Origin of the sequence: Shinella sp. M27 (assembly GCF_049199905.1) — a bacterium.
Lineage (GTDB): Bacteria > Pseudomonadota > Alphaproteobacteria > Rhizobiales > Rhizobiaceae > Shinella.
In genome coordinates this window covers 48,002-60,283 of record NZ_JBLZPK010000040.1, presented here as the reverse complement: position 1 = coordinate 60,283, position 12,282 = coordinate 48,002, and the positions used below count along the sequence as shown (strand labels likewise).

The following is a 12,282-nucleotide window of genomic DNA, read 5'->3' as shown; positions in this document are numbered from 1 at the left end:
CCGCTGATCCCGTCAGATGGACAGAAGCCGGCGCGTCAGCGGATGCTGCGCATCGGCAAGGCCGTCGATGACGTTGAAATGGTGCCTGTCCGGCTCGACGACTTCAGCCGTGATCGCGCCGAGACCGGTCCAGATATTGACGAGCAGCGCGTTCTGCCGCAGGAATTCCGAACGCTCGTTGCCGCCCACCCAGCAGGTGATGCGGGCATTCCGCATGGGCCGCAGCAAGGCGGGGCTTTCCGCCAGTGCCTCCGCCTCGTCGATCGCAAGCCTTGCATTCATGGCGGTCGAGAGCATCGGGCGCAGGTCGTGCACGCCTGAAATCGAAACGACGTTGCGGATGCGCTCATGGACCTCGGGTGCGAGCGGTGCCGTCGTCGTGACCATGCGGCTGGCAAGATGCCCGCCGGCCGAATGCCCCGTCAGCATCAACGGTCCCTCGACATGGCGTGCCGCCTCCGTCACCGCCGCGGCGATCTCTTTCACGATCTCGGCGATGCGCACCTCGGGGCAGAGCGTATAGGACGGCATGGCGACGGCATAGCCGCTCGCGACGCTGCCGGCGGCCAGATGTGACCAGAAGCTCTTGTCGAGCTGAAGCCAGAAGCCGCCATGCACGAAGACGACAAGGCCCTTGGGCGTGCCCTCCGGCAGGAAGAGATCAAACCGGTTACGCGGCCGGCCGCCATAGGCGAGGTCGAGTTTCGCGCGACCGGCGGCGGCCAGCGTGGTGCGGAAGGTTTCGGCGGGCTCCACCCAGGCGGCCGGCCAGCGATCGCCGCGCGCGATATTCGCGCCGTTGGAATAGGCGTCGTCCCAGTCCGAAATCCGGTGCTCCAGCATTGCCGCACTCCTCCCTCGTGTTGCCAGCGGCATAGAAATCGCGCGGATGGACGACAAAGGCAATGCCGTTGCTGCAAGAAACTTTAGGCTTGAAATAATTTTTGACCGGTGCCATGCTGCCTCATGTTCAGCGCGGAAGTGGAGGTCTTCGCTGTGCCCATCACACCAAATGATTTTTTCCGCGCGACGACACGGTCCGGCGAAGCCTCGCCCGGCTGTGCGGTTCTGCGCGGCGCATTGACCGGCCAGCTTTGACCATGCGGGCAGGCACGAACAGGGGGAATAGCCGTCACATGCTTGGACCGACCGCTCACGTCGATACATTCACCCGCGATAACCTGCCGCCGCCGGAGGAGTGGCCGGATTTCCTGCTCGAAGGGTTCGACTATCCCGACCGCATCAATGCCGCCGTCGAGCTGACGGATGCCTTGGTCGCAAAGGGTTTCGGCGATCGCACCGCCCTCATCGGCAACGGCCGCCGCCGCACCTACAAGGAACTCTCCGACTGGACGAACCGGCTGGCCCATGCGCTGGTCGAGAATTACGGCGTGAAGCCCGGCAACCGCATCCTCATCCGCTCGGCCAACAATCCCGCCATGGTCGCCTGCTGGCTTGCCGCCACCAAGGCGGGTGCGGTCGTCGTCAACACGATGCCGATGCTGCGCGCCGGCGAACTCACCAAGATCGTCGACAAGGCGGAGATCAGTCTGGCGCTCTGCGATACACGCCTGATGGACGAGATGATCGCCTGCGCCAAGGACAGCCGTTATCTCAAGCAGGTCATCGGCTTCGACGGCACCGCCAATCACGACGCCGAACTCGACCGGGCGGCACTCGACAAATCCGTGATCTTCGAGGCCGTTCACACCGGCCGCGACGACGTGGCGCTGCTCGGCTTCACCTCGGGCACGACGGGCGTGCCGAAGGCCACCATGCATTTCCACCGCGACCTGCTGATGATTGCCGACGGCTATGCGAAGGACGTGCTCGGCGTGACGCCGGAGGACGTCTTCGTCGGCTCGCCGCCGCTCGCCTTCACCTTCGGCCTCGGCGGCCTTGCCATCTTCCCGCTGCGCTTCGGTGCGGCCGCGACCCTGCTCGAACAGGCGACGCCGCCGCAGATGGTCGAGATCATCGAGACCTACAAGGCGACCATTTCGTTCACCGCGCCCACCGCCTATCGCGCCATGCTGAAGGCGATGGATGCCGGCGCCGACCTCTCGTCGCTGCGGGTCGCCATCTCCGCCGGCGAGACCTTGCCTGGCCCCGTCTTCGAGGAATGGACGCAAAAGACCGGCAAGCCGATCCTCGACGGCATCGGCGCCACCGAAATGCTGCACATCTTCATCTCCAACCGCTTCGAAGACCGCAAGCCGGCCTCCACCGGCAAGCCGGTCGACGGTTATGAGGCGCGGATTGTCGACGAGGACATGCAGGAAGTGCCGCGCGGCACGGTCGGCAGGCTTGCCGTGCGCGGCCCGACCGGCTGCCGCTACATGGCCGACGACCGTCAACGCGATTATGTGCGCGACGGTTGGAACCTCACCGGCGATGCCTTCTTTCAGGACGAAGACGGCTTCTTCCATTTCGCCGCCCGTTCCGATGACATGATCGTCAGCGCCGGCTACAACATTGCCGGCCCGGAAGTGGAGGCAGCGCTGATCGCTCATGCCGACGTTGCGGAATGCGCCGTCGTCGGCGCGCCCGATGGCGAGCGCGGCCAGATCGTGGAGGCCCATGTCGTGCTGATGGCCGGCGTTCTGCCCGACGACGCGACGGTCAAGCGGCTACAGGATCATGTGAAAGCGCTGATCGCCCCTTACAAATATCCACGCTCGGTCAAGTTCCTGGACGCGCTGCCGAAGACGGCGACCGGAAAGATCCAGCGTTTTCGCCTTCGCACGGAGCACTAGATGAGCAAGCCCTACGACCCCTCGAAGGAAGGCGCGCAGATGTCGTTCGAAGGGCGCATGTCCTACAGCGACTATCTCATGCTGGAAAAGGTGCTGACCGCGCAGGAGCCGCTTTCGACGGCGCATGACGAGATGCTGTTCATCATCCAGCACCAGACTTCCGAGCTCTGGATGAAGCTTGCGTTGCACGAGATCACCTCGGCCGTCCGCGCGGTGCGCGAGGACCGGTTGGAGCCGGCCTTCAAGATGCTGACGCGGGTCGCGCGCATTTTCGAGCAGCTGAACAGCGCCTGGGACGTGCTGCGCACGATGACGCCGAGCGAATATACCGAATTCCGCGAATCCCTTGGCCAGTCCTCCGGCTTCCAGTCCTGGCAGTACCGGGCGATCGAATTCCTCGCCGGCAACCGCAACCTCGCCATGCTGCGCCCGCATGCGCACCGCCCTGATATCATGGAAAAGCTGGAGGCGATCCTCGCCGCGCCCTCGCTCTATGACGAGGCGATCCGGCTTCTCGGCCGCAACGGTTTCGACATCGGCGAGGAAGCCGAGCGCCAGGACTGGCGCGAGACGCGCGCCGAAAACGACAAGGTCTTCGCCGCCTGGCAGACCGTCTACCGTAATCCGCAGCGCTACTGGATGCTCTACGAACTGGCCGAAAAGCTCGTCGATTTCGAGGACTATTTCCGCCGCTGGCGCTTCAACCATGTCACGACTGTCGAGCGCATCATCGGTTTCAAGCGCGGCACGGGCGGTACCTCCGGTGCATCCTACCTGAAGAAGATGCTGGAAGTGGAACTCTTCCCCGAGCTATGGCATGTTCGCACAGACCTTTGATAGAAAACGATAAAAACCTGAACATATGAGGAGAACAGCATGAAGCGCATTTTAGCAGCCAGTCTTTTCGGCCTGTCGCTCGCAACCTCGGGTCTCGCCTATGCCGAGCCGGTCAAGATCGGTGTCATCACCACGCTTTCCGGCGGCGGCGCGGGTCTGGGCATCGACATGCGCGATGCCTTCCAGCTCGCCATCAAGCAGTCGGGCAACAAGGATATCGAGCTCGTCGTGGAGGACGACGCGCAGAAGCCGGAACTGGCCGTGCAGATCGCCGAAAAGATGATCCAGGGCGACAAGGTCGACCTGATGACGGGCATCATCTGGTCGAACCTCGCCATGGCCGTCGTGCCGAACACGGTGGCGCAGGACGTCATCTATCTCTCGCCGAATGCCGGCCCTTCGGCGCTGGCCGGTGCGAACTGCAATGCGAACTATTTCAACGTCGCCTACCAGAACGACAATTTCCATGAAGGCATGGGCGAATATGCCAACAAGGACTACAAGAACACCTTCATCCTGGCGCCCAACTATCCCGCCGGTAAGGACGCGCTGACCGGCTTCAAGCGCTACTACAAGGGCGCGCTGTCGGGCGAAGTTTACACCCAGGTTGGCCAGACGGACTATGCCGCCGAGATCGCGCAGATCCGCGCGTCGGGTGCCGATTCCGTCTATTTCTTCCTGCCCGGCGGCATGGGCATCGCCTTCATGAAGCAATATGCCCAGTCGGGCGTCGGCATCCCGGTCATGGGCCCGGCCTTCTCCTTCGACCAGGACGTGCTGCCGGCCGTGGGGGATGCAGCCCTCGGGGTGAAGAACTCCGCCAGCTGGTCGCCGGACCTTGATAACGAGGCGAGCAAGGCCTTCGTTCAGGCCTTCAAGGCCGAATACAACCGTCTGCCGTCGGTCTATGCCGCGCAGAGCTGGGATACGGCAAATCTCATCCTCTCGGCGCTCGGCAAGGCGAGCGTCAAGGATAAGGACGCTTTCCGCGCGGCGCTGAAGGCGGCGGACTTCAAGTCCGTGCGCGGGGACTTCACCTTCAACAACAACCAGCACCCGATCCAGAACATCTATGTGCGCGAGGTGGTGAAGGACGGTGACATGCTGACCAACAAGATCATCGCGACCGCCTTCGAAAAGCACAAGGACGCCTACGCCGAACAGTGCGGCCTCTAAGGTCTTTTGACGTCTGATCTCCGGGTGCCCGGCTTTTGCCGGCGCCCGGGGGGATCCTGTGACCCGAAGCCTGGACCGACGCCGTGTTCACCGCACTCCTGATCGAACAACTGCTCAACGGGCTCCAGCTCGGCGTGATGCTGTTTCTGATGGCCGCCGGCCTGACGCTGATCTTCGGCGTGATGGGCCTGATCAATCTCGCCCACGGCTCGCTCTACATGATCGGCGCCTTCGCCTGCGCGGTCGTCGCCTCCGCCACCGGTTCCTTCTGGCTCGGCCTCATCGCCAGCCTTGTTGCGGCCGCCGGCGTCGGCGCGCTGATCGAGGTTGCGGTGATCCGGCGGCTCTATGACCGCGACCATCTCGACCAGGTGCTCGCCACTTTCGCGCTGATCCTGATCCTGTCGGAGGGCGCGCGCTGGCTGTTCGGCTCGTTCCCGCTCTATCTCGATATTCCGAAACTGCTGCAGGGCGCGGTGCCGCTGCCGGGCGGCGGGCAATACCAGCTCTATCGCCTCGCCATCATAGCGGTCGGCATCGTAGTAGCCATCGGTCTCTATCTGCTGATCTCCAGAACACGGCTTGGCATGCGCATCCGCGCCGGCGAATCCGACCGCGAGATGATCGCCGCGCTCGGCGTGGATATCAGCACGCTCTATACCGTCGTTTTCGCACTCGGTGCCGCATTGGCGGGTCTGGCCGGTGCGCTGGTCGGCGCGCTGCAATCCGTGCAGGTCGGCATGGGCGAACCGGTGCTCATCCTCGCCTTCGTCGTCATCGTCATCGGCGGCATCGGCTCCATAAAGGGCGCGCTGGTCGGCGCCGTCATCGTCGGCGTGGTCGATACGATGGGGCGTTTCCTGCTGCCCTCGCTGCTGGCGCTCACCATGCCCGCCGCGCAGGCCACCACCATCGGTGCGGCACTCGCCTCCATGCTGATCTATGTCGTCATGGCCCTCATCCTTGCCTTCAGGCCGAGCGGCCTGTTCGCAGCGCAATCGTGAGGGCTCGATGAACCGCGAAACCGCCATCAACCTGCTGCTCGCAGCCCTGCTTCTCGCCCTGCCGCTGATTGCCGCCGGTATCGGCGAACCGTTCTATGTGACGCTCGCGACCCGCGTCGTCGTGCTGGCGCTCGCCGCCGTCGGCCTCAATCTGGCGCTCGGTCTCGGCGGACTGCTCTCCTTCGGACACGCCGCCTTCTTCGGCCTCGGCGGCTATGCCGCCGGCATTCTGGCGACCCATGCCTTCAATTCCGAACCGCTCTTCGCCGGCATTCCCGGCACGACGTCGATGCCGCTGGTCTGGCTGGTCGCTATCGCGGTGGCCGGCCTCGTCGCGCTGCCGATCGGCGCGATCAGCCTGCGCACCACGGGCGTCTATTTCATCATGATCACGCTCGCCTTCGCGCAGATGATCTACTATTTCGCGATCTCCTGGCCCGCCTATGGCGGCGAGGACGGCCTGTCGATCTATGTGCGGAACGCCTTCCCCGGCCTTAACACCGCACAGCCGCTGCCCTATTTCCTGATCTGCTTCGCCGTGCTCGTCGCGGCGCTTCTCGTCTTCCGCCTCGTCGAAGGGTCGCGCTTCGGCAGCGCCTTGCAGGCGGCGCGGCAGAATGGCGTGCGCCTTGCCGCCGTCGGAATTCCGCCGTTCAAGATCCGGCTCGTGGCCTTCGTGCTGTCGGCGATGATTACCGGCCTTGCCGGCGCGCTCTATGCCGATCTCAACCGCTTCGTCGGCCCGTCCATGCTGTCCTGGCATATGTCGGGTGAGCTGATGGTGCTGATCATTCTCGGCGGCAAGGGGCGGCTGTTCGGGCCGGTTGCCGGCGCCATGATCTTCGTCTGCCTCGAATATGTGCTCGGCGGCATCACCGAGCGCTGGCAGTTCTTCCTCGGCCTCATCCTGCTCGGCATCGTGCTTTTCGCGCGCGGCGGGTTTTTGGGCCTCATTTCGGGAAAGCCGCGCCATGTCTGAGCCCATTCTCGAAATCCGCGATCTCCAAAAGTCCTTCAACGCGCTGAAGGCCACGGATGGTGTCAGCCTTGATCTCCGTCCCGGCCAGATTCATGCTCTGATCGGCCCGAATGGTGCCGGCAAGAGCACGTTGATTCACCAGATCGCCGGTTCTCTGAAGGCCGATAGTGGTACGATCCGCTTTCTCGGCCAGGATATCGGCGGCCTCGACATGACGGCGCGCGCAAGGCTCGGCCTTGCCCGCAGCTTCCAGATTTCCTCGCTCGCCCAGGAGTTCTCCGCGCTGCGCAATGTCATGCTGGCGGTGCAGGCGAAGGCGGACAGCAGTTTCCGGTTCTTCCGGCAGGTCACCAGCGACAGGAGCTTGATCGACCCCGCCATGGCCATGCTGGAGCGCGTCGGTCTCGCCCACCGCGCCCATGTGCCGGCAGCGGAACTGTCCCACGGCGAACGCCGCCAGCTCGAAATCGCCATCGCGCTGGCGCTTCAGCCAAAAGCCTTCCTGTTCGACGAACCGATGGCCGGCATGGGGCCGGAAGGCTCCAAGCAGCTGACCACCTTCCTCGACGGCCTGCGGCATGAAGCACCGATGCTGCTGGTCGAACACGACATGGACGCCGTTTTCGCGCTCGCCGATCGCATCTCGGTACTCGTTTATGGCCGCATCATCGCGACCGGCACGGTCGATGAAATCCGTCGCGATCCCGAAGTCCGCCGCGCCTATCTGGGAGAAGCCGCGTGACCCTTCTTTTCCTCAAGGGCCTCGAAACCTTCTACGGCGCCTCGCAGGCGCTGTTCGGCGTCGATCTCGATATCCGCCAGGGCGAAGTCGTCGCACTGATGGGCCGCAACGGCATGGGCAAGACGACGACGATCAATTCGATCATCGGCCTTGTGCGCCCGCGCGCCGGTGCGATCAGCTTCGGCGGCAAGGCGATCTTCGGCCTGCGGCCGCACCGGATCGCAAGACTCGGCCTTGGTCTCGTACCGGAAGGGCGGCGCTGCTTTCCCAATCTGACGGTGATGGAAAACCTCGTCGCGACCGCCCGCGGCAGCGACTGGACCTTCGAGAAGGTCGTCGATCTATTTCCTCGCCTCGGCGAACGGCGCGATCAATATGCCCGCACGCTCTCGGGCGGCGAACAGCAGATGCTCGCCATCGGCCGCGCGCTGATGACCAATCCGCGCCTTCTCATTCTCGACGAAGCCACCGAAGGCCTCGCCCCCGTCATCCGGCAGGACATCTGGTCGGCGATCCGTAAATTGAAAAGCGCCGGCCAGTCGATCCTCGTGGTCGACAAGACGCTCTCGGAGCTCCTGCCGGTGGCAGACCGTTGCTTCGTGCTGGAAAAGGGCAGGACGGTTTTCGAGGGGGCGCCGGCGGCGTTGACGCCGGAATTGCAGGACCGCTATCTCGGCGTCTGACCCTCAGGCAGCCGGAATGCCGCCCGCAAGAACGGTGGAATAGGCTTCCGCATCGATATTGCCGCCGGAGATGACGCAGACCATGTTGCCGGTCAGATCCGGCCGCGCGATGGCTGCGGCAAGCGACGCGGCCCCCGCACCCTCGGCAACGATCTTGGCTTTCCGGAACAGCAGCCGCATCGCTTCTGTAACCTCAGCAGGGCTGACGGCGATGGCGCCGTCGATCAGGTCCTTCGCGATGGACCAGAGCTGCGGCACCAGCGAGGGGCCGCCGATGCTCTTGATGAAGGAGGGACGGGTCTCGATCGTCACGATCTTTCCGGCTGCAAGCGCTGCGGTGACCGGCGCTGCACTGTCGTCCTCGACGGCGAAGACCCGTACCCGTCCGGATGCGGCCTTTAAGGCGCTGGCAACACCGGTGGTCATGCTGCCGCCGCCATAGGGCGTCAGCACCACGTCCACCTCGGGCAGGTCCTCGACGATCTCCATGCCGATGGAGCCGTTGCCATCGAGCACCGCCTGATCGGTTACCGGATTGATCAGCAGCTCCGGCGCATCCGGCCGGTCCGCGCCGATGATATAGTCCCACCAGGTTTCCGCGCTGATGAAACGCACGTCTCCGCCCAGCGCCCGCACACCCTCGATCTTGGTCTGCGGCGCTCCGCGATACATGTAGGCGACCATTGGCACGCCAGCAAGCCGCGCCGCCCAGGCCATACCATAGGCCATGTTGCCGGAACTGGTGACGGCGACGCCGTTGCGAAGGCTTGCCGGATCGCGCGACAGCACGGCATTGAGGGCAGGTCGCAGCTTGAAGGCGCCGATCGGCGAGAGGGTCTCGAGCTTCAGGAAGATCTGCCGGTCGGGCAGGCCGAGGTCGAGTTTGACGAGCGGGGTGCGGGCGAGGTGAGTGGCTATACGTGCCCGCGCTTGGGCGATCGCGTCGAGGCTGGGGCGGTGTGGTGCGGTCATGGCAAAATCCCCGGATGAAGAACCGCGGGCGTTCGGACCGCCTGCGGCCGAAAAATCAGGTCACGGCCGCACGCACGGCGAAACGGGCATCCTTCCAGGCGCCGGTCGTGAGGATATCCTTGAGGATTTCGACGGCTTTCCACACATCGGCATAGCTGACATAGAGCGGCGTAAAGCCGAAGCGCATGGTGGAGGGGGCGCGGAAATCACCGATGACGCCGCGGGCGATCAGCGCCTGCATGATCTCGTAGGCATGCGGATGGCTGAACGAGACCTGGCTGCCGCGCTTGGTGCGGTCGCGCGGGCTTTCGAGTTCCAGGCCATGCGCCGCGCATTTTGCCTCGACGAGCGCGATGAAGAGGTCGGTGAGGCCGAGGCTCTTTTCACGCAGCGCCGCCATATCGACGTCTTCCCAGATGTCGAGGGCACCCTTCAGTGCCCGCATCGAGAGGATCGGCTGGGTGCCGCAGAGGAAGCGGAGCATGCCCTGGCCGGCCGCATAATTTTTTTCGAAGGCGAAGGGCCGGGCGTGGCCCCACCAGCCGCTGAGCGGCTGGCTGACATGGCCGTGGTGGCGGGTCGCGGCATAGATGAAGGCCGGGGCGCCGGGGCCGCCGTTGAGATATTTGTAGGTGCAGCCAACGGCGAAATCGACGTTCGCGCCGTCGAGATCGACGGGCAGGGCGCCGGCCGTATGGCAAAGGTCCCAGATGACGAGCACGCCGTGGTCATGCGCCTTCTTCGTCAGCGCCGCCATGTCGCGCAGTTCGCCGGACTTGTAGTTGACGTGGTTGACGAGCACCACGGCGACGCTGTCGTTGATCAATTCCTCGATGGTGTTGGCATCGACGCCCTCGAGGCGCAGCGTTCCGCCTGGCCGTGTCGAGAGCACGCCTTCGGCCATGTAGAGGTCCGTCGGGAAGCTGGCACCCTCGCTGACGATGATCGAGCGGTCGGGTCGCAGCGCCATCGCCGCATGCAGGGCCTTGTAGATGTTGATCGAGGTCGTGTCGCAGACGACGGTCTGGCCGGCGGCGGCCCCGATCAGCCGGCCGACGCGGTCGCCCAGCGTCAGCGGCATGTCGAACCAGCCGGCAACGTTCCAGCTGCGGATGAGGTCCTGCCCCCATTCCTGCGTCGCGGCCTGCTGCAATTCGGCGAAGGCGGCCTTGGAGGCGACGCCAAGCGAATTGCCGTCGAGATAGATCAGACCATCCGGCAGGATGAAGCGGTCGCGGAAGGCGCTGAGCGGATCGGCTGCATCCATGGCCTCGACGGCGGAGAAGTCGGGAATGGCAGTCATCGGAAAATCCTATTCACGAACGGTTTCGCGGGCGGGTGAGGGGCCGCGGCTGCGCTTGAGGCTCGGCAGGGCCAGCATGGCGAGCACGAAGAGACCCGTCGCCAGCTTCAGGTCCGGCGGCGGCATGCCGGCGGCAAGGCAGAAGGAGACGAGCTGGTAATAGACGATGGCGCCGACGAAGGGGGCGGCGAGCTGGCGCAGCACACTCTGCTTGCCGACGATCGCCTCGCCGATCATCAGGGCCGCCAGCCCGTTGATCAGGATGCCCAAGCCCATATTGACGTCGGCAAAACCCTGCGACTGCACCATCAGCGCACCGCCGGCGGCGGAAAACGCGCCGGCAAGACCGACGCCGCCGATGGTGGCGAGCCAGACATTGATGCCCTGCGCCTCGGCCATATCAGGGTTGGCGCCGACGGCGCGCACGGCGGTGCCCTTTTCCGTGCGGAAGAAATGCAGGAGCAGCGCGAAGACGATGAGGCCGAAGGCGCCGGCCATCACGATCTTGCTGGCCGGGAAGCCCGGTTGCAGGCCCGGCACCCAGTCGAAGACCGTCGGCGAGCCGAAGACCGAAAGGTTCGAACGTCCCATGATGCGCAGGTTGATCGAATAGAGCATCGTCATCATCAGGATGCCCGCCAGCAGCGTATGGATGCGGAAGCGCAGATGGATGAAGGCGGTGCAGCAGCCGGCGACGAAACCGGCGAGAAGCGCGATGAGGATCGCCGGCAGAGGAGACATGCCGGCCGCCATCAGCACGCCGCAGACGCAGCCGCCGAGCGGAAAGGCGCCCTCGCTCGTCAGGTCCGGAAAGCTCAGCATGCGGAAGGGGATCATGATGCCGAGCACGACGAAGGCGAGGATGAGGCTCTGCGCCAGCGTGACGGGAACGAGCGAGACAAAGCTCGCAAGGGTGTTTTGCAAGAAATCCATGGGTTCTCAGCTCGCCAGAAACATGCGGTCGGTCTTGACGGAGAAATGGCCGATCAGGTCGGGGACCGTGATCGCCGTCTTCTCGGCGCCGGCGATTTCAAGCCGCACGCGGCCGGCATCGAGCATGATGACCCGGTGGCCGAAATCCACGGCGTGCTGCATGTTGTGCGTCACCATCAGCGTGGTGAGTTTGAGCGCCTCGACGGCGCGGATCGTCGCCTGCATGACGATGTCGGCGGTGCGCGGATCGAGCGCTGCCGTGTGCTCGTCGAGCAGAAGCAGTTCCGGCGAGCCGCCGACCGCCATGATCAGCGACAGCGATTGCCGCTGGCCGCCGGAGAGCAGTTCCACGCGGGTGTCGAGCCGGTTTTCGAGGCCGAGGCCGAGCAGCGACAGGCGCTCCTTATAGGAGGCGAGCCGTGCCGGGTTGAGGCCACGGCGCAGCGTGCGCTTGTTGGCGCGAAGGTCCGCAAGCAGCATGTTTTCGGCCACCGTCATCGAGGCGGCGGTGCCCTTCATCGGGTCCTGGAAGACGCGGGCAAGCCGCATGGCGCGTTTGTGGACCGGCATCGCTGTCACGTCGTCGCCGTTGATGACGATCTTGCCGCTGTCGAGCACCAGCGCGCCCGAGATGGCATTGAGCATGCTGCTCTTGCCGGCGCCGTTCGAGCCGATGACGACGCCGAATTCGCCCGTTTCGAGCCGCAGGTTGAGATCGTCGAGGGCGGTCTTCTCGTCCGCCTGTCCCTTGTAGAACACTTTTCGCGCCGACTGGATTTCCAGCATGGGCTTCCCCTTTTTATGGGGTGACGGCGCGCAGGCGCCGTCACCGGATAGACGCGAAGGTCGGATCAGTCGATCAGGCAGCCGCAATCGGCAAGCGAGGCGGGCACCTCG

12 protein-coding genes are annotated in these 12,282 nt (G+C 64.6%); 7 read left to right on the top strand and 5 right to left on the bottom strand.

Going from position 1 to position 12,282, the window contains the following annotated elements; genetic code table 11:
* Positions 1–12: 12 nt before the first annotated feature.
* The gene (locus ACOZK4_RS16735; protein ID WP_421592865.1) at positions 13–843 is read right to left on the bottom strand and encodes an alpha/beta hydrolase; all 831 of its coding nucleotides are present in this window, start codon (positions 841–843) and stop codon (positions 13–15) included.
* Positions 844–1,136: 293 nt separating this feature from the next.
* Between ACOZK4_RS16735 and ACOZK4_RS16730 the strand changes: the two genes are divergently transcribed.
* From ACOZK4_RS16730 to ACOZK4_RS16700, 7 genes are all read left to right on the top strand, one after another.
* Positions 1,137–2,756, top strand: a complete 1,620-nt coding sequence (locus ACOZK4_RS16730) for an AMP-binding protein (RefSeq protein WP_421592864.1) — start codon at positions 1,137–1,139, stop codon at positions 2,754–2,756.
* Positions 2,757–3,593: a tryptophan 2,3-dioxygenase gene (gene kynA / locus ACOZK4_RS16725; protein WP_421592863.1), complete on the top strand. Its 837-nt coding sequence runs from the start codon at positions 2,757–2,759 to the stop codon at positions 3,591–3,593. It abuts the gene before it with no gap.
* A gap of 39 nt (positions 3,594–3,632) precedes the next feature.
* Positions 3,633–4,769: an ABC transporter substrate-binding protein gene (locus ACOZK4_RS16720; protein ID WP_421592862.1), complete on the top strand. Its 1,137-nt coding sequence runs from the start codon at positions 3,633–3,635 to the stop codon at positions 4,767–4,769.
* 83 nt (positions 4,770–4,852) lie between these two features.
* Entirely contained in the window at positions 4,853–5,773 is a 921-nt protein-coding gene (locus ACOZK4_RS16715) for a branched-chain amino acid ABC transporter permease (RefSeq protein ID WP_421592861.1), read from the top strand.
* 7 nt (positions 5,774–5,780) lie between these two features.
* Positions 5,781–6,752, top strand: coding sequence for a branched-chain amino acid ABC transporter permease (locus ACOZK4_RS16710; protein WP_421592860.1), 972 nt, complete (start codon positions 5,781–5,783; stop codon positions 6,750–6,752).
* The gene (locus tag ACOZK4_RS16705) at positions 6,745–7,494 is read left to right on the top strand and encodes an ABC transporter ATP-binding protein (RefSeq protein WP_421592859.1); all 750 of its coding nucleotides are present in this window, start codon (positions 6,745–6,747) and stop codon (positions 7,492–7,494) included. The genes ACOZK4_RS16710 and ACOZK4_RS16705 overlap by 8 nt, the downstream gene beginning before the upstream one ends.
* A complete protein-coding gene (locus ACOZK4_RS16700) occupies positions 7,491–8,177 on the top strand; it encodes an ABC transporter ATP-binding protein (RefSeq protein ID WP_421592858.1) in 687 nt (228 codons plus the stop codon). The genes ACOZK4_RS16705 and ACOZK4_RS16700 overlap by 4 nt, the downstream gene beginning before the upstream one ends.
* A 3-nt stretch (positions 8,178–8,180) precedes the next feature.
* Here the strand turns inward: ACOZK4_RS16700 and ACOZK4_RS16695 are convergent, their stop codons facing one another.
* Genes ACOZK4_RS16695 through ACOZK4_RS16680 form a run of 4 tightly spaced genes read right to left on the bottom strand, consistent with a single transcriptional unit; the run spans position 8,181 to position 12,171 of the window.
* Positions 8,181–9,149, bottom strand: a complete 969-nt coding sequence (locus ACOZK4_RS16695) for a threonine ammonia-lyase (RefSeq protein WP_421592857.1) — start codon at positions 9,147–9,149, stop codon at positions 8,181–8,183.
* A gap of 55 nt (positions 9,150–9,204) precedes the next feature.
* Positions 9,205–10,452 (bottom strand): kynureninase, encoded by a 1,248-nt coding sequence (gene kynU / locus ACOZK4_RS16690; RefSeq protein ID WP_421592856.1) that lies wholly within the window; start codon positions 10,450–10,452, stop codon positions 9,205–9,207.
* A gap of 9 nt (positions 10,453–10,461) precedes the next feature.
* Complete coding sequence (locus ACOZK4_RS16685) at positions 10,462–11,385, bottom strand: ABC transporter permease (RefSeq protein WP_421592855.1); 924 nt, start codon at positions 11,383–11,385, stop codon at positions 10,462–10,464.
* A 6-nt stretch (positions 11,386–11,391) separates the two neighbouring features.
* The gene (locus ACOZK4_RS16680; RefSeq protein ID WP_421592854.1) at positions 11,392–12,171 is read right to left on the bottom strand and encodes an ABC transporter ATP-binding protein; all 780 of its coding nucleotides are present in this window, start codon (positions 12,169–12,171) and stop codon (positions 11,392–11,394) included.
* Between the last annotated feature and the right edge of the window lie 111 nt (positions 12,172–12,282).